Source organism: Xanthomonas sp. LMG 12460, assembly GCF_009192895.1.
GTDB classification, from domain to species: Bacteria; Pseudomonadota; Gammaproteobacteria; order Xanthomonadales; family Xanthomonadaceae; genus Xanthomonas_A; species Xanthomonas_A sontii.
Map to the genome: position 1 here is coordinate 71664 of NZ_NKUH01000018.1, position 18291 is coordinate 89954.

At 70.0% G+C, this 18291-nt stretch carries 13 protein-coding genes; 11 read left to right on the forward strand and 2 right to left on the reverse strand.

Annotation, left to right across the window (positions count from 1 at the left end):
* The first annotated feature begins 15 nt into the window (after nt 1-15).
* Nucleotides 16-2400 (forward strand): TonB-dependent receptor, encoded by a 2385-nt coding sequence (locus CEK66_RS04110; RefSeq protein WP_152236031.1) that lies wholly within the window; start codon nt 16-18, stop codon nt 2398-2400.
* A gap of 259 nt (nt 2401-2659) precedes the next feature.
* Here the strand turns inward: CEK66_RS04110 and CEK66_RS20320 are convergent, their stop codons facing one another.
* Nucleotides 2660-2833 carry a hypothetical protein gene (locus CEK66_RS20320; RefSeq protein ID WP_193312571.1) on the reverse strand — a complete coding sequence of 58 codons (174 nt, stop codon included), beginning with the start codon at nt 2831-2833 and terminating at the stop codon, nt 2660-2662.
* 342 nt (nt 2834-3175) lie between these two features.
* Here CEK66_RS20320 and CEK66_RS04115 point away from each other — a divergent pair, with 342 nt between their 5' ends.
* Complete coding sequence (locus CEK66_RS04115) at nt 3176-3607, forward strand: hypothetical protein (RefSeq protein ID WP_026144368.1); 432 nt, start codon at nt 3176-3178, stop codon at nt 3605-3607.
* Here the strand turns inward: CEK66_RS04115 and CEK66_RS04120 are convergent.
* Nucleotides 3597-5108, reverse strand: coding sequence for an MASE1 domain-containing protein (locus tag CEK66_RS04120; protein ID WP_026144369.1), 1512 nt, complete (start codon nt 5106-5108; stop codon nt 3597-3599). The genes CEK66_RS04115 and CEK66_RS04120 overlap by 11 nt on opposite strands.
* 480 nt (nt 5109-5588) lie before the next feature.
* On the opposite strand from CEK66_RS04120, the gene ybaL reads away from it, so the two are divergent.
* The 9 genes from ybaL to CEK66_RS04165 all read left to right on the forward strand — a co-directional run bounded on the left by ybaL (nt 5589) and on the right by CEK66_RS04165 (nt 18163).
* The gene (ybaL, locus tag CEK66_RS04125) at nt 5589-7268 is read left to right on the forward strand and encodes a YbaL family putative K(+) efflux transporter (protein WP_017913146.1); all 1680 of its coding nucleotides are present in this window, start codon (nt 5589-5591) and stop codon (nt 7266-7268) included.
* A gap of 212 nt (nt 7269-7480) precedes the next feature.
* Nucleotides 7481-8212, forward strand: a complete 732-nt coding sequence (locus tag CEK66_RS04130; RefSeq protein ID WP_152236032.1) for an aldolase/citrate lyase family protein — start codon at nt 7481-7483, stop codon at nt 8210-8212.
* A 79-nt stretch (nt 8213-8291) separates the two neighbouring features.
* Nucleotides 8292-10370 (forward strand): TonB-dependent siderophore receptor, encoded by a 2079-nt coding sequence (locus CEK66_RS04135; RefSeq protein ID WP_152236042.1) that lies wholly within the window; start codon nt 8292-8294, stop codon nt 10368-10370.
* 250 nt (nt 10371-10620) lie between these two features.
* Nucleotides 10621-11847 (forward strand): siderophore biosynthesis protein PvsA, encoded by a 1227-nt coding sequence (locus CEK66_RS04140; protein ID WP_152236033.1) that lies wholly within the window; start codon nt 10621-10623, stop codon nt 11845-11847.
* On the forward strand, nt 11844-13640 hold the full coding sequence (locus CEK66_RS04145; RefSeq protein ID WP_152236034.1) for an IucA/IucC family protein: 1797 nt from the start codon (nt 11844-11846) through the stop codon (nt 13638-13640). The genes CEK66_RS04140 and CEK66_RS04145 overlap by 4 nt, the downstream gene beginning before the upstream one ends.
* Nucleotides 13637-14809, forward strand: coding sequence for an MFS transporter (locus CEK66_RS04150; RefSeq protein ID WP_152236035.1), 1173 nt, complete (start codon nt 13637-13639; stop codon nt 14807-14809). The genes CEK66_RS04145 and CEK66_RS04150 overlap by 4 nt, the downstream gene beginning before the upstream one ends.
* Complete coding sequence (locus CEK66_RS04155) at nt 14787-16544, forward strand: IucA/IucC family protein (protein WP_152236036.1); 1758 nt, start codon at nt 14787-14789, stop codon at nt 16542-16544. The genes CEK66_RS04150 and CEK66_RS04155 overlap by 23 nt, the downstream gene beginning before the upstream one ends.
* Nucleotides 16541-17794 (forward strand): type III PLP-dependent enzyme, encoded by a 1254-nt coding sequence (locus CEK66_RS04160; protein ID WP_152236037.1) that lies wholly within the window; start codon nt 16541-16543, stop codon nt 17792-17794. The genes CEK66_RS04155 and CEK66_RS04160 overlap by 4 nt, the downstream gene beginning before the upstream one ends.
* Before the next feature lie 54 nt (nt 17795-17848).
* Entirely contained in the window at nt 17849-18163 is a 315-nt protein-coding gene (locus tag CEK66_RS04165) for a PsiF family protein (protein ID WP_152236038.1), read from the forward strand.
* Nucleotides 18164-18291 lie beyond the last annotated feature (128 nt).

Below are 18291 nucleotides of genomic sequence, written 5' to 3' on the forward strand. Positions count from 1 at the left end.
GGAGCCGCCTCCCCCATGACGCGCACGCTCACTCCGCTCGCCCACGCCGTCGCCCTGTGTCTGGCGACGTCCGCCGTTTCGGTCCACGCGCAGAACACCGGCAACGCGCAAACGCTGGACACCGTCATCGTCACCGGTACGCGTGTGGCCGATCGCACCGTCGCCGAATCGGCCTCGCCGATCGACATCATCTCGCCGGAGACGCTGCAGTCCACCGGCACCACTGAACTGGCCACTGCCCTGTCGCGCGCGGTGCCGTCGCTGAACTTCCCGCGCCCGGCGATCACCGACGGCTCCGATGCGGTGCGCCCGGCGCAGTTACGCGGGCTCTCGCCGGACCAGGTGCTGGTGCTGGTCAACGGCAAGCGCTACCACACCACCGCGCTGGTCAACCTCAACGGCGCGCAGGGCCGCGGCTCCTCGCCGGCCGATCTCAACACCATTCCCATCGCCGCGGTCGAACGCATCGAAGTGCTCCGCGACGGTGCCTCCGCGCAATACGGTTCCGACGCCATCGCCGGCGTCATCAACATCGTGCTCAAGGGCAGCGGCACGGGCGGCAGCCTGGCCGGGCGCTACGGCAAGTACAGCGCCGGCGACGGCGAGCAGTACCAGCTCTCCGGCGATGCCGGGCTCACCTTCGCCGAGACCGGCACAGTGCACTTCGCCGCGCAGGCCGGACACCAGGACCAGACCGACCGCGCCACGCCGTACCAGGGCCAGGTGCAGCAGCGCTACGGCGACCCCGACGTGGACCAGGGCGCGGTCTCCTACAACGGTCAATACAGCCCGGCCGACTACATCACCTTCTATTCCTACGCGATGCTCAGCCGCCGCGAGGTGCTGTCCAACGGTTACTTCCGCTGGTCCGGCGACAACCGCAACCGCCCGGAGATCTACCCCGACGGCTTCCTGCCGCAGATCTACAACGTCAGCAAGGACGTGTCCTGGGTCGGCGGGGTCAAGTCCAGCACCGCCGGCGGCCTGGCCATCGACCTCAGCTACAACTACGGCCGCAACGATCTGAGCTTCGACGTGCGCCATAGCCTCAACAACAGCCTCGGCCTGGCCAGTCCCACCGAGTTCTATGCGGGCGCGCTGCAGGTCACCCAGAACGTGCTCAACGCCGACTTCAGCAAATCGCTGGAGGTCGGCCTGGCCTACCCGGTGACCCTGGCCTTCGGCGCCGAGTGGCGCGGCGAGAAGTTCAACGAATCGCCGGGCACGCCGGCGTCCTATGTCAACGGCGGCATTCCCTCGGCCAATGGCACCCTGCTGCCGGGCGCGCAGGTGTTCGCCGGCTTCAAGCCCAGCGACTCCGGCCATTACGACCGCAACAGCTACTCGGCCTATCTGGACCTGGAAGGCGACATCACCGACAAGTTCTCCGCCGGCCTGGCCGGGCGCTACGAGAACTACAGCGACTTCGGCGACACCGCCACCGGCAAGCTGTCGCTGCGCTACGCCTTCAGCCCGAAGGTCGCGCTGCGCGCCACCGTCTCCACCGGCTTCCGCGCACCGTCGCTGCAGCAGCAGTATTTCCAGTCGGTCGCCACCAACTTCATCAACGTCGCCCAGCCCGACGGCAGCATCGCCGCCACGCCGTTCGAGATCGGCACCTTCCGCACCGACAACCCGGCGGCGATCGCGCTCGGCGCCGAACCGCTGAAGGCCGAGAAGTCCAAGAACTACGGCCTGGGCCTGGTGCTGCAGCCGGTGGACGCGCTGTACATCACCCTCGATGCCTACCGCATCGACATCGACGACCGCATCGTGCTCTCGGAGAATCTCACCTCTACGGCAGTACGCAACTACCTGCAGGGCAACGGCTACGCCGGCATCGGCGGCGGCCGCTACTTCACCAACGCCATCGACACCAAGACCCAGGGCGTGGATGCGATCGGCACCTACAAGCTCACGCTGCCCGCGAGCAGCCTCGATCTCACCGCCGGCTACAACTACAACAAGACCGACATCGAGAAGATCGCCGGCAACCCGGCGGTGCTGGAAGCGATCGACCCGACCGCGGTGCGCATCGGTCGTGCCGAGATCGGGCGCATCACCCGCGGTTCGCCGCGCGACAAGTTCTTCCTGAGCAGCGTATGGTCGCCCGGCGCCTGGGCCTTCACCGCCACGGCCACGCGCTGGGGCGAATTCACCGACTTCGGCACCACGCCGGCCGCCGACCAGACCTATGCGGCCAAATGGACCCTGGACCTGTCGGCCGCGTACACGCTGGGCCGCTGGCGCGTGACCGTCGGCGGCGACAACGTGCTCAACGAGTATCCCGACCGCTCGCGCGCCGGCGCAGGCACTCGCACCTATCTGCCGTACAGCACGTCCTCGCCGTTCGGCTTCAACGGCGCCTTCGCCTACGCCAACGTCAACTACAGCTGGTGATGCATTGCAGCGGCGGTGTCCCGGCACCGCCGCCGCCGCGTTCATCGCAGACAACGCCGCGACCGCATGTCCGCCAGGTCGGTCTCGATGGCGTGCGGCGCTACACCGCTGACGCAGGAATCGGATGGGCATCAACGCGGCGGTGACGAAGCGTCGGCAAAGCGCGCGCCCATAAGCCTCGTCCCGTTTGGCAACGCATCGCACTCGCGCCGTCATCCGTTCGAACCATGCGTTTGCACGACAGTGACGCGCAGAGGCGTCAAACATTCGCCGCGCGATCCGGGCACATCGCGCCGAGCAACTGCACCGATCCGGTCACGTCGGTGATGGCCATCTCAGACACGGCACGACTCGTGATCGCATTCGACACACGCCGGGCGACGGCGCGATGGATTTCCCCACGATGCAACGCACTCGCCATCGACAGCGGCATTCGGCATCACTTGGCTGTGCCGAACGCGGAAGCGCCAGCAATAAAATGCCCTGCCGCACCGCGAGGACATACCCGCAATGTGTGGCATGGAAACTGCAATAAGGTCCACGCCCGACACCCCGGCGATGCCGGATGGTCGACGCGAATCGCGCGTGACCTGGGGCCATACCTGAGCAAGCCGATGCGGCGTATTTGCGGGAATTCCTCCGCAAAAATAAGCGTGAGCCACATCACAAGTATGAATCGATTGATTATTTGTCAACAGTGGCCTGTTGCGATTCGCGTAATGTGGAATCGCCTGAACGGCAGGCAAAAAAGCCCCATCCGGGGAAGGACCGTGTCATGTGGAAAACTTCAAAAATAGCGGTGCTATCAGGCATCGTCGCGTGCTCGGCGCTGGCGTCCAGCGCCTATGCGCAAAGCTGTTGCCCGAGCGGCGGCAACGGCAGCCCGATCTCCATTCGTGGCCTGGGTGAAAGCGCGCCGGCGGCGACCAATCTGTCCACCAACGCGTCGGCGCGCATCTACCAGTTCGAGCGCAACGGCGTGACCTACCTGCAGATCAACGACTCCACCGGCCAGGTGCGTGGCGCGATCGGCCGCGTCGGCGACACCGCCTGGGTGACGCCGATGGGCAAGGACGTGGATCGGGTGAGCACCGTCGACACCTTCGACAGCAGCCGCGGCACCGTGGTCTACGATGCGCGCTACTTCACCGTGCAGCTGGCCAGCAGCGCCAATGGCGACGTCTGGACCGTGACCATCAAGAAGTAACGGTCTTTTCCAGCGGCTCGGAGATCAGGAAGCTGATCTTTTGCTCATGACGGCGCCGGCAGGTGCCGTCATGAGCCTTCAAGCGGCTGGCCAGTTCCCAGTCCATCTCGTTGGCGCTGTGATGCTTGCGGCCGCCGCCCGGCATCGCCGCATCGGCTTCCACGGTCACCACCACGCCGCGCTTGCCGCGTGCCGACCAGACTCGTGCGGTGATCGTGTGCCGGCCCGCATCGGGCAGGATTTCCATGGCGTTGAGCACGCAGCGATACGCCGCCAGCTGCAACCCGATCGACAGCCGCCGCGAATCCCCGTGCAAGCGCGCCTCGACCTCGGTATCGCAGGCGTTGGCGAAGGCGATGGAGTTCAGCGCGCCGTACAGGCCGTGGGTTTCGATATCCAGCGGATACAGCGCCGCGACGTAATCGTCCAGCAACTGCGCCTGGATCACCCCGGTACGGTTCATTTCCATCGCCGCGGCGTAGTGGCCGTGCTCCTTCAGCGTGCTGGCGATGTCGCGGCGCAGCTTGTTGATGTGCACGTGGATGTCGGTGTACTCGATCACGCGGTTACGCAGGGTGCGCTCGGCCGACATGTAGCTGGCCTGGGCCACCTGCAGCGCCTCCTGTTCGGCGAAGCCCAGGCGCCGGGCCTGGTCCATCACCCCGGCGATGCGGGTACCGAGCACGAACAGCGTGGTGGCGGCGAACGACACCAGCATCTGCACGTAGAAGGTTTCCAGGTCGAACGCACCGGCGTGATGCGACTTCGCCAGGGCCATCGCCACCGCGATGTCGGCCATGACGATGCCGACCGCAGCACCGCGCCACTCGTGGCCCAGGGTCAGCCAGAAACCCGGCACGATCATCATCACCAGCAGGAACTGGCGTGCGACTCCGTCCGGCACGTTCATCGCCGCCGCGAACAGGACCGCCACCATCAGCGCCGCGCGCAGGCTGTCGTGCATCAGCCCACGCGACATCAGCGCGGTGCCTTCGCGGCGCACCCACAGCAAGGCCGGCAGCACGAACACCAGGATGCCGAGATAGTTACCGATCCAGAACTTCAGCGCGTTCTCGACGTTGATGTCGGTGGTCGGCCCATCCAGCACCCAGTTCAGCGCCTTGTTGATCAGCACGCCCCACAGCGCCATGCCCAGCACCACCGGCAGCAACCGCTGCTGCCAGACCATCATGTCGGGGACGCGGCGGCGGAACCACAACGGCACCAGCGCCGACAGCGGCATCAGCAGCAACGGGCTGAGATAGGCCCAGGCCGCGCTCTGCCCCTCGTCGATCAGCGGCACACGCAGCACCAGCAGCGCAGCGGCATCGCCAAGCAGCAAGTACGGCCACAGCCGCAAGGGCATGAACAGCAACACGGCCGCGCGCAGGCCGGCGGGCAGGAACCATTGGTCCAGAGACAACTGCCACGCCATCAGGTATCCGGCGCAGTACACGGAGCTCAGGAGCAGTCCCTTCGCGAATGTCTTCAGTCTAGCCATGCCACCCTGGTCCTGGCAGGACACCTAATTGGCGCAAACATACACCACGGGATGGGCCGGAACAGTAGACAGATAACGTCCATCATCCGCTGTAATGCCTTTCCTGACAGGGAGTTGCGTGGGGGACCCGATCGCTGCGACTTCCATCCCACTCAAGGTGTCGGGGAGCGGGAGCCGGGGCCGGGATGCGGCACTGCCCGGGGCGCCGGTTGCGCGGCTCGCCGGCCCTGGCAAGCGCATCCGTGCCCCACCTGCGCGATGCCGGGGGCATGCGTCTCGCGGCCGCCTGCTCCCGATGCCGGCCGCCCAGCCGCCGCCCGAGATCGTCCCGTCCTGTCGCCGCACGCGCAGCCCGCACGTAATGGGCCTGTGGCCCAATCACGATGCCCGGGGTCCGCCAGCCGTTTGGCGCCCCCCACCCATTTGCCGACAAAAGCCCCGATCGGCGACACTCGGGGCCTACTTGTTCTGCGATCCTGAATGCATCACGACACCAGTCTCATCGACATCATCGCGGTCGGGCTCGCGCTCGCCTTCATCCTCGGCACGCTGGCCCATCGCCTCAAACTCTCGCCGCTGGTCGGCTATCTGGTGGCGGGCATCTGCGTGGGCCCGTTCACGCCGGGCTTCGTCGCCGACCAGGCCCTGGCCACCCAGTTGTCGGAACTGGGGGTGATGCTGCTGATGTTCGGCGTGGGGCTGCACTTCTCCCTCGAAGACCTGATGGAAGTGAAGTGGATCGCGATCCCCGGCGCGCTGGCGCAGATCGCGGTCGCCACCCTGCTCGGCTGGGGACTGGCCTGGAGCATGGGCTGGCCGACCCTGCACGGCCTGGTGTTCGGCCTGGCGCTGTCGGTGGCCAGTACCGTGGTGCTGCTGCGGGCGATGGAGGAACGGCGCCTGCTGGAAACCCTGCGCGGGCGCATCGCGGTCGGCTGGCTGATCGTGGAGGACCTGGTGATGGTGCTGGCGCTGGTGCTGCTGCCGGCCCTTGCCGACGCGCTCGGCGGCAAGGGCGCCGACACCGGGGCGATCCTCGGCGCGCTCGGCGTCACCCTGCTGAAGATGGCCGCGTTCGTGGCGGTGATGCTGGTGGTCGGCCGCCGCGCGATTCCGTGGGCGCTGGAGAAGGTCGCCGCGACCGGCTCGCGCGAACTGTTCACCCTGTCGGTGCTGGCGATCGCGCTGGGCGTGGCGTTCGGCTCGGCCACCCTGTTCGGCGTGTCGTTCGCGCTGGGCGCCTTCTTCGCCGGCATGCTGCTGAAGGAATCCGAGCTCAGCCACAAGGCCGCCAACGACTCGCTGCCGCTGCGCGACGCCTTCGCGGTGCTGTTCTTCGTCTCGGTGGGCATGCTGTTCGATCCGCACATCCTGGTCGAGCATCCCTGGCAGGTGCTGGCCACGTTCCTGACCATCACCGTCGGCAAGTCGCTGGCCGCCTTCGTAATCGTGCGGGCGTTCGGCCACCCCACCGGCATCGCCCTGACCATTTCCACCAGCCTGGCGCAGATCGGCGAGTTCTCCTTCATCCTGGCCGGCCTGGGCGTGAGCCTGGCGATCCTGCCCGAGACCGGCCGCGACCTGATCCTGGCCGGCGCGCTGCTGTCGATCATCGCCAACCCGCTGCTGTTCACCTGGCTGGACCGCTGGCAGGCGCGGCAGGCGGTGGAGGCGCCGGTGACGGTGGAGCCGGAGTTGCCGCCGGGCCCGTCGCTGGACCTGGTCGACCACGCCATCGTGATCGGCTACGGCCGGGTCGGCAGCGCGCTGGCGGCGGTGCTGCGCGAGCGCGGCGTGCCGGTGCTGGTGATCGACGACAACCGCGACCACGTCGAGCGCGCTCACGCCGACGGCATCCCCGGCATCCGCGGCAGCGCCGCCGCCGACCGGGTGCTGGCCGAGGCGCACCCGGACAAGGCCAAGATCGCGATCCTGGCGATCCCGCAGCCGCTGGAGGCCGGCGAAGCCCTGGCCAAGCTGCGTGCGCTGAACCCGGCACTGACCCTGCTGGCGCGTGCGCACAGCGACGCCGAGGTCAAGCACCTGCTCGACCACGGCGCCGACGGCACGGTGATGGCCGAGCGCGAGCTGGCCTATTCGCTGGCGGAAATGGTGATGGCGACGCCGCCGTATCGGGGGATGCGCGCCGCGGCGCGCTGAGGCCTTGACCGCAGGAATGAGGGATTGGGGATTCGGGATTGGGGATTCGCAAAAGCGGCTCCTCTTCGGACGGTGAGTCGCAGAACGAAAAGCGCGGTAGCGCACAGAAAGCGTCTACGGCGGCCGTGAGGACCTGCAGCGAATCTTCTTGATAAGCATTCTCGTTTACGGCAGGATTGCGCTCCCTTCCCCAGTTCCGCGCGCCCTCCCCCATGGCCTGCAAGATCGGGTTGCTCAACTCCGTGCCCAGCGCCCTGCTGTGCGAGATGTTCGGGCATGTCGGCTACGACTTCGCGGTACTCGATCTGGAACACGTGCTGCGCTCGCCCGCCGAGCTGGAACATGCCATCCGCGCCTGCGAGCTGGGCGGCTGCGAACCGTGGGTGCGCGTGCCCGAGGTCGATGCCAAGCTGATCGGCCGGGTGCTCGATGCCGGCGCCCGCGGCGTGGTCCTGGCCGGGCTGGACAGCGCCGAGCAGGCCGAGCGCGCGGTCGCCGCCGCGCACTTCCCGCCGCACGGCCGCCGCGGCATCACCGGCGGCCGGGTCACCGGCTTCGGCAGCGTGGCCCTGGCCGACTACATCGCCAGCAGCCGCGCGCACCTGCGCGTGATCCCGATGATCGAGAGCGCCGCCGGCGTGCGCGCCCTGCCGCAGATCCTGCAGGTGCCCGGCGTGTCGCTGGTGATGGAAGGCGCGCTGGACCTGGCGCTGGACCTGGGCGTCGGTCCGCAGCCCACCCATCCGCAGGTCTGGGAACAGCTGCTGGCGATCGACGCGGCCTGCCGCGCCGCCGGCGTTCCCTTCTGCCCCAATCCCCGCGACGCCGCGCAACGCGCGCACTGGCTGGCGCAGGCGGACCTGCAGTGGCTGTTCGCCGGCGAAGACCGCGCGTTGCTGCAGGCCGCGTTGCGCCAGCGCGCGGCCGACCTGCGCAGCCCCTGACCGTTTTCGTGCCTCTGGAGTCGTCGTCTTGATCGCTTCGCTTTCCCCTTCGCTGCTGGCCGTCGCCCTCGCCGCCGCCATGCTCGCCCCCTCCAGCGCTTGCGCCGAGGACACTCCGCCCGACGCCGACGCGCAGGCGCGGATCCGCCAGCTCGACGCGGTGCAGGTGCAGGGCAGCCTGCTCGGCCGCTCCACCGTCGAGGACGTGCAGCACTACGCCGGCAGCCGCCAGGTGATCGACAACACGCAACTGCGCACCGGCGCCAACCGCTCGCTGGACGACGCGCTGCAGAAGGTGCCGGGCATCAAGGTGTTCGACGAGACCGGCACCGGCGCGCTGCCGCAGATCATGCTGCGCGGCCTGTACGAGAGCCGCAGCGGCCGCGTGCAGGTGCTGGAAGACGGCATCCCGCTGGCGCTGGCGCCGTATGGGCAGACCAGCCTGTCGCTGTTCCCGGTCGGCCTGAACCAGGTCGACCGCATCGACATCGTGCGCGGCGGCGCGGCGGTGCAGTACGGCCCCAACAACGTCGGCGGCGTGATCAACCTGATCAGCCCGGACATCCCCACCACCTGGACCACCACGCTGGGGCAGAAGGTCACCGCCGGCGGCGCCGGGCATTATCTGGGCGACACCGCGTTCAGTACCGGCGGCTACGCCAGCGATACCTTCGGCCTGCAACTGGACGCCAACTGGACCAAGGGCGACTACTGGCGCGAGCACAGCGCCACCGACATCAAGAATCTGCGCCTGCGCGCGGAATGGTGGCTGGCACCGGATAAGCTGCTCAAGGCCAGCGTGCAGCGCTACGTCGCCGACATGGACATGGCCGGCGCCTTGTCCACCGCCGACTACCTGCGCGATCCACGCCAGTCGACGCGGCCGCTGGACGCATTCAACGGCCGCACCACGCGCGCCTCGCTGGTCTACCAGCAGGACTTCGGCGATGTGGGGCCGTTCCAGGACCTGCGCCTGGACTGGAGCAACTTCAGCGCGCGCAGCAGCCGCAACTTCATCGTCGGCATGCGCTCGGCGGCCAGCGAGACCTGGCGCCCCGACCTGCCGCCGCAACTGCGGCAGAGCGCCCCGCGCGATTTCCGCGTCTACGGCAGCGAGCCGCGGCTGAGCTGGACGATGGGCGACGGCGCGGTGCGCCAGCAGTGGACGCTGGGCGCGCGCGCGATCAACGAGGACATCGACTTCCTGGTCGGCAACACCCGCCTCAGCGACGGCCTGTACACCCTGGTGCGCGACTGGCGCTTCAAGGACCGCGGCGCGGCGGCTTACGTCAGCGACGCGATTTCCCTGGCCGACGGCCGCGTCACCGTCACCCCCGGCCTGCGCTACGAGCAGGTCGATTCGCGCTACTACAACCTGGCCAGCGGCGCACGCACGCGCAACAAGACCGACGACGTGCTGCCCGGCCTGACCCTGGGGTTCCAGGCAAGCCCGCAGTGGTACCTGTACGCCGACGGGCAGCGCTCGCTGCGCGCGCCGCAGGTCACCCAGATCATCTTCGGCGACAACCTCGACGCCGAACTGGCCTGGAACTACGAGGCCGGCGCACGCTACCAGCCCAACGAGCGCACCCGCGTGCAGTTCGGCGGCTACCTGATCGACTTCGACCAGCAGATCCAGCTCGACAACACCACGCGAACCTACCGCAACCTCGGCAAGACCCGCCACCAGGGCGGCGAAGTGGAACTGCAGTGGAGCCCGGCGCAACTGCGCGCGCTGACCCTCAACGCCGGCTACGCCTATCTGGACGCACGGCAGAAATCGGGCGTGTACGACGGCCTGCGCGTGCCCTACACCTCGCGCAACCAGCTCACCCTCGGCGCGTCGTACCGGCCCGACTCCGGTCATACCACCGTCGCCGTTTCCAGTTACTACTTCAGCCGCGCCTTCAGCGATGCGGCCAACACCGTGCAGGAAAACGCGATCGGCTCGGTCGGCGAGCTGCCGGCCTACTGGGTGTGGAACGCGCAGCTGAGCCAGGTGCTCAGCGAAGGCGCCAGCGGCAAGCTCAGCGCGTCGCTGGCGGTCAACAACCTGTTCGATCGCAAGTACTGGTACCGCGGCATCGACACCAGTCCCTGGGGCCGGCAGCCGGCGCCGGGCCGCAGCGTCACCGTCGGCCTCGAGTACACGTTCTGATCCACCCCGGCGTCGGACGACGACGCCGGCAGTCGCACCACCGCGCGCCAGCACGGCGCGCCGCCGCCCGCGGGAGACGCGGGCACCTGCAGCGGACGCAGCCGCGTCCTTCCCCTACCCAGCGCGCGCCCGATGCGATGCGCCAGGCAACCACGCGACCCTGCCGCAGCCGCGGCGCATGCCTCCCGTGTCCGCCTCCGCGCGGCCGCGCCGGCGGCGTGCGTGCGCCTGCGCCCGACGAGACCCGCACATGACCTCGCACGACGCTCCCCTGCTGCTCCTCAGCCACGTCTGCCACCCGGCGGTGACCGATGGCTTCCTCCCCGCCGCGCAGCGCCTGGGCGTGCCGGTGCTGCTGCTGACCGACCACCGCCACGCGCACCTCGACCACTTCCGCCGCCATCCGCCGGCCGCACCGGTGCAGGTGCTGGAGTGCGACGTGTTCAATCCGCTGGGCGTGCTCGACCTGCTCGGCAGCCTGCCGCAGCCGCCGCGCGCGGTATTCAGCAACAGCGATCACCTGCAGACCAGCGCCGCCGTGGTCGCCGCCGCGCTCGGCGTGCCGGGCAAGGATTGGCAGGTCTGCTACGCGGCCAAGAACAAGGCGGCGATGCGCCAGCGGCTGCGCGCGCTCGGCCTGCCGGCGCCGTGGTTCTGCAGCCTGGCGCCGGGCGCGATGCCGCCGGCGCAGGCACCCTGGCCGCTGATCGCCAAGCCGCGGGAAGGCGTGGCCAGCCTGGACGTGCGCCACTGCGCCGACGCGGCGGCGCTGCAGGCCTACCTCGATGATTTCTGGCAGCGCCACCCGCAGCGCAGCGTGCTGCTGGAGAGCGTGCTGGAGGGTCCGCTGTTCACCCTGGAAACGCTCGGCGACGGGCGCACCCTGCAGCCGATCGGCGGCTTCGACGTGCAACTGTCGGCGCCACCGCATTTCGTCGAATGCGAGGCGCGCTGGCGCAGCGCCATCGACACCCCGGTGCTGCAGCAGGCACTGGCGCAACTGCAGGCGTTCGGCATCGGCTTCGGCGTATGCCACAGCGAGTTCATCCTCACCGCCGACGGCCCGGTGCTGGTGGAGATCAACTACCGCAGCATCGGCGACGGCCGCGAATTCCTGCTCGATCGCCTGTTCGGCGGACACTGGTTCGACAGCGTGCTCGGCCTGCACCTGGGCCGGCCGCTGCCGGCGCTGCAGGCGCGCCGCGCGCAGGCGCTGGTGCGCTACTACGTGGCCGAGCACGACGGTACGCTGGCGGTGGCCAGTGCCGACCACGCCAGCAGCGACGCGCACTGGGAAGCACGCTACCGCCGCCTGCGGCAACCCGGCGACGCAATCCGCCTGAGCCACTCCAACAAGGATTACCTGGGCGTGCTGGACGTCCTCGCCGACACCGCGTCGGACCTGCAGCAGGCGCTGGCCAGCACCGAGGCGTCGCTGCACTGGCGCATCGACACCACCACCGGAGTGGCGGCATGAGCCAGGACGCCGACCGCCGCTACATCGACCTGCGCGTGATCGACGCCTGCCTGCGCGAAGACCTGCGCGGCATCGTCAGCCGCGGCGCCGCGGCCACGCCGCCGCCGGCGGTGCTCGCCGCCTGGGCGCAGGCGCCGCTGCCCACAGACGCCATCTGGTGGCGCATCGCGCACCTGCCCGACGGCGAACTGTGGCTGCCGCTGCGTCGCGCCGGCTACCTGCAGACCGTGAGCGCCTGCAGCGACAGCTGGGTCCTGCACACCGGGCAGCACAGTGTCTGCGAATCCGGCGCGGCGCAGTGGCTGGCGCGACTGGGCGCCGGGCTCGACGCGGAGACCCAGGCGCTGCACCGCGCCTATGTCGAGGAAGCCGAGTGCGCGGTGCGCCAGCGCGCGCTGGCGCGGCAGGCCTACGCGCAGCAACGGCCACTGCTGGCCACCGCGCTGGACGCCGCCGACGCGCACGAGCGCGCCTACCGCTGCGAACAACTGGCCAGCCACCGCGACCATCCGTTCTATCCCAGCGCACGCGCCAAGCTTGGCCTGGACGATGCCGACCTGCCGCGCTACGCACCGGAGTTCGGCCCCAGCTTCGCGCTGCGCTGGCTGGCGCTGCCAATCGCGCAGGTCACCCAGACCACGCCGCCGCCGGCGTTCTGGCCGCGCCCGAGCATGCTCGGCCTGGATTCGACGCTGGACGCCGACCACGTCGCCTGGCCGCTGCACCCGCTGATCTTCGCGCGGCTGGGCGAGGACGGCTTCGCCCTGCCGGACGGCGCGATCGCCGCGCCGCAGCCGTGGCTGCAGGTGCGCCCGTCGCTGTCGCTGCGCACGGTGATTCCGCTGGCGTTTCCCGATCATCATCTGAAGCTGCCGGTGCCGATGCGCACGCTCGGCGCGCTCAACCTGCGCCTGATCAAACCGTCCACGCTGTACGACGGGCACTGGTTCGAACGCGTGCTGTGCGACCTGGCCGCGCACGATCCGGCGCTGGGCGAACGCTACCTGCACGTGGACGAGGCGCATGCCGGCCATGTCGGCGAGACCCGGCACCTGTCCTATCTGCTGCGCCGCTATCCCGCGCTGCCGGACGCAACCCTGGTGCCGGTGGCCGGCCTGTGCGCGACGCTGCCCGATGGCCGACCGCTGGCCGCGCACCTGGCCGACGGCTTCCATGGCGGCGACCTCACCGCCTGGTGGGACAGCTACTTGGCGCTGATGTGCCAGGTGCACCTGCGGCTGTGGCTGCGCTACGGCATCGCGCTGGAGGCCAACCAGCAGAACAGCGTGCTGATCTACGCCGCCGACCGCGCGCCGCGGCTGCTGATGAAGGACAACGACGCGGCGCGGGTGCTGCTGCCGCGGCTGTACGCGCAACGGCCGGCGCTGGCCGCGCTGGGCACCCCGCGCGACGCGCGTATCGTGGTGCAGGACGACGCCGCGCTGGCGCGGATGTTCTGCACCATCATCCTGCAACTGGATCTGCAGGCGGTGCTGGAAGGGCTGGCGGAATGGCAGCCGGGACTGCGCGCCCCGCTGTACGCACTGCTGCGCGCGCGCCTGCACGGCACCCTGCGCGCGCTGCGTGAGGATGGCATCGACACCGCCCCGGCGCAGGCGCTGCTGGACGCGCCCACGCTTCCGGTGAAGTACCTGCTCAGCGCCGGCAGCCTGCTCGGCAAGCAGATCACCGGCGCTGCGGACATCAACAAGTTCTACGGCGACAGCGCGCCCAACCTGCTGCGCGAGGCTGCGCTGGCGGCGCGCGCGGTCGCGGCCGGGGCGGCGCGATGAAGCGCCTCCTCGGCCCGGTGCTGGCCGCGCATTATCTGGCCGCCTTCACCGCGCTGGGCATGCCGCTGTTCCTGCCGCAGGTGCTGCAGCAGCTCGCGCCGGGTGCGGCGATCGGCTGGAGCGGCGTGCTGTACGTGCTGCCGACGCTGTGCACTGCGCTCACCGCCAGCACCTGGGGCCGGCTGGCCGACCGCTATGGACGCAAGCGCTCGCTGCTGCGCGCGCAACTCGGCCTGGCGCTTGGCTTCCTCATGGCCGGCTTCGCGCCGAACCTGGGCTGGCTGGTCGCCGGCTTGGTCGTGCAAGGCGCCTGCGGCGGCTCGCTGGCCGCGACCAACGCCTATCTCAGCAGCCAGGCGCAGAGTGGCTCGCTGGCGCGGGCGCTGGACTGGACCCAGTTCTCGGCACGGCTGGCGATGGTCACCGCACCGGCGCTGCTCGGCCTGGCCACCGCGCTGGGGCCGGCGCAGTCGCTGTACCGCTACCTGGCGCTGCTGCCGCTGCTGGCCTTCGCGCTGAGCTGGCGGTTGCCGGCCGATCCGCCGCGCGTGCCGGCGGCAGTCGCATCCACACCCGCGATGCCGCAGGCGGATGCGGCGCAGCGCCGCCAGCGCTGGGCGCTGTGGACCACGCAATTCCTGTTCTGTTTCGCGATGGTGGTGACCTTTCCCTACTTCCTGCCGTATGCGCAGGCGCACGGCATCGGCAGCAGCGCGGTCGCCGGCCTGCTCTACAGCTTGCCGCACCTGGTCTACCTGGTGCTGATGCCGTGCTGGCGCGGTCGCGACCACCGCATGTCGCCGCTGCCGGCGGGGCTGGCGCTGTTCGCACTGGCCTGCCTGCTGCAGATGGCGCCGCCGGCGCCCGGCTGGTTGATCGCCGCGCGGCTGCTGTTCGGTCTGGGCATGTGGATGGCGCTGCGCGGCCTCAACCGCAGCCTGGCCGAGGTTGCCGGCGGGCGCGGCGCGGGCCAGTTGTTCGGCCGCTTCGATGCCGCCGGCAAGTACGCCGGCGTCGCCGGCGGCGCCCTCGCCGGTGCCCTGGTGCAAGGCCATGGCCTGGCCGTTCCCTTCCTCGCCGCCGCCGCGGCCGCCCTGCTGGCGCTGCTGCCGGCCCTGATGCTCACGTCCGTTCGGAGAACCGTCCATGTCCCCGTTGCCGATGCATGACCCGTGGTACGACAGCCTGGCGCAAGCGCAGGCGATCACCTGCTGGCTCAACTGCTACCTGCGCGAAGTCGCGCTCGATCGCGGCCTGGCCGACTTCGACTATCGCGGCCTGGACCGGCCCGGCATCGCCGCCGCCGGCGAGCGCTGGCTGCGCCTGCGCCTGCCCTCCGGCGCCACGCTGTGCGTGCGCCTGGCGCATGCCGACCGCCTGGGCCGCTGCCGCTTCGCCTCGGCGCCCTACCTGAAGGCCGACGGCCGTCCGTGGCACTGCCTGGACGCAGAGGCGCTGGTACGCCTGCTGCTGCAGGAACTCAGCGAAGGCGAGCACGCGCCCAACCTGGAACTGCTGGCGCAGAGCGCCAACAGCATCGCCATCACCGCGCAGTTGCTGCGCCAGGCCGACGCCGCCCAGCCCACCGGCGAGGCGCTGATCGATGCCGAGCAGTCGATGCTGTGGGGCCACGCCTTCCACCCCACGCCCAAGAGCCGCGAGGGCGTGCCGCTGGACCAGGTGCTGGCCTGCGCGCCGGAAGCGCGCAGCGCCTTCCCGCTGTTCTGGTTCCGCATCGACCCGCGCCTGTACCGCGCGCAGGGCCATGATGTGCGCGCCACCCTGGCACAGGCCGGCGGCGGCGCCGACCTGTACCCCTGCCATCCGTGGGAGGCCGAGCGCGTGCTGGCGCATCCGCTGCTGCGCCAGGCGCAGGCGCGCGGCTGGATCGAGCCGCTGGGCGAACGCGGCCTGGCGCTGCGCCCGACCTCGTCGGTACGCACGCTCTACCACGCCGAGCTCGATCATTTCCTCAAGCTGTCGGTACACGTGCGCCTGACCAACTGCGTGCGCAAGAACGCCTGGTACGAACTGGAAAGCGCGGTGGCGTTGACCCGCCTGCTGGCGCCGGACTGGCAGGCGCTGGCGCAGCGCGTGCCTGGCTTCCACGTGCTGCTGGAGCCGGCCGCCACCGACCTGGACTTCTCCGCGCTGGACGCCGATGCGCAGGCCTGCCGCGAACTGGGCGAGAGCTTCGGCGTGCTGTACCGGCAGGCGATCCCCGCGGCGCAGCGCGCGCGCTATCGCCCGCAGGTGGCCGGTGCGCTGTTCACCAACGACGCACGCGGCCAGCCGGCCTGCGCCGCCGCGCTGCAGACGCTGGCGCAGCGCAGCGGCAGCAGCCTGGAGGCGGCCACTGCGATCTGGTTCCGCGCCTATGCGCAACTGCTGCTGGATGGCGTGTGGAGCGCCTGGTTCGGCTACGGCATCGTGCTGGAGCCACACCTGCAGAACACCGTGATCGGCTGCGAGGACGGCCTGCCGACACAGGTGTGGATCCGCGACCTCGAAGGCACCAAGCTGCTGCCGTCGCGCTGGCCGGCCGCACGCCTGCCGGGCATGTCCGAGACCGCGCGACAGTCGCTGTATTACAGCGCCGAACGCGGCTGGAACCGCATCGCCTACTGCGCGTTGGTCAACAACCTGGCCGAAGCGATCTTCCACCTCGCCGACGGCCATGACCGCCGCGAACGCCAGCTGTGGCAGATCGTCGGCGACATCGCGCGCACGTGGCAGCAACGCCACGGCACGCAACCGGCACTGCAGGCCCTGCTCGACGGCGCGCCGCTGCCGGCCAAGAACAACCTGCGCCTGCGCCTGCTGCAGCGTGCCGACCGCCATGCCGACTACAGCTTCCTGCCCAACCCGATCGGCAGCGCCGCGCTGCGGCAGGCGGCGGCATGAGCCTGCGCATCGATCCTGCCCCACTGCACGCGGCGCTGGCGCAGTTGCGCGCGCAGGCCGAAGGCCCGGTCTGCGCCTACGTCTACGACCTGGCAGCGCTGCAGACGCACGCGGCGATGCTGCGCGCGCACCTGCCGGCCGAGTGCGAACTGTTCTACGCGGCCAAGGCCAACGCCGAGCCCCCCGTGCTGCGCACGCTGGCACCGTGGGTGGACGGTTTCGAGGCGGCCTCCGGCGGCGAACTGCAATGGCTGCACACGCACCAGCCGGGCCGCCGGCTGCTGTTCGGCGGCCCCGGCAAGCTCGATACCGAACTGCAGCTGGCCGCCAGCCTGCCCGACTGCAGCGTGCACGTGGAAAGCCTGGGCGAGCTGCAGCGACTGGCGCGCATCGCCGCGTCGCACACGCGGCCGCTGTCGGTGTTCCTGCGCCTGAACATCGTGGTGCCGGGCATGCAGGACACGCGCCTGGTGATGGGCGGGCGGCCCTCGCCGTTCGGCCTGGACGTGGACGATCTGGACGCCGCGATGCAGGTGCTGCGTGGCGCGAGCGGACTGCGCCTGGACGGCTTCCACTTCCACCTGCTGTCGCACCAGCGCGATGCGCAGCTGCAGTTGCGGCTGATCGCACACTACCTGCAGACCGTGCAGGGCTGGCGCCAAGCCCATGGATTGGGACCGCTGACGGTGAATGCCGGCGGCGGCTTCGGCGTGGACTACGCCGATCCGGCGGCCTCGTTCGACTGGGCCGCGTTCTGCGCGGGGTTGCCGGCGTTGCTGCGCACGCACGGCCAAGGCCTGCGTCTGCGCCTGGAGCCGGGCCGCTACGTCAGCGCCGCCTGCGGCTGGTACCTGATGGAGGTGCTGGACATCAAGCGCAGCCATGGCGCGCAGTTCGCGATCGGCCGCGGCGGCACCCATCATTTCCGCACGCCTGCCGCGCAGGGCCACGACCATCCGTTCCTGGTGCTGCGCGGCACGCAGCCGCCGGTGCTGCGCGATGCGCGGGTGACCCTGGTCGGGCAACTGTGCACGCCCAAGGACGTACTGGCCCGCGACCAGCCGGTGGCCGCACTGGCGCCGGGCGACTGCCTGGCGTTCCCGCTGGCCGGCGCCTACGCCTGGAACATCTCGCACCAGCAGTTCCTGATGCATCCACCGCCGCAGATGCTGTTCCTCGACGGCCCGGCGCAGGCCGCGGACACGATGCCGCAGCGCCGCATTGCCGACCCGGCCACCGCCGCGTCATGATCCGGTCACCCGTGCCGGCGCACCCTGCCGGCACATCCAACCGGAGCTGCCGCCATGACCCGTTCCGCCCGCTTCGCCGCCACCTGCCTGCTGCTGAGCTTCACCGCCGCCCCACTGCTGGCCGCCGCCGCGACCAAGCCGCAGACCGCACAACAGACCCTGATGGCCAAGTGCTCGGCCCAGAACAAGGGCAAGAAAGGCGATGAGTACAAGAGCGCGCAAAAGGCCTGCCTCAGCGGCGGCACCGCCGCGGCCGCGGGCAACGCCTCCCAGCAGCGGATGAAGGACTGCAACGCGCAAGCCGCGACGCAGAAACTGCAGGGCGACGCCCGCAAGACCTTCATGAGCGGTTGTCTGAAGAAGCAGTAGCAGTAAGGCGACTAGCCCCTCTCCCACCGGCGACCGAAGGAAGTCCCGTGGGAGAGAGGGGTTGGGGTGAGGGTGCGTCGCGTAGCGTCTCGCGGTGTTTGGGGGCACGAGGCTGCGCCCGTACCCTC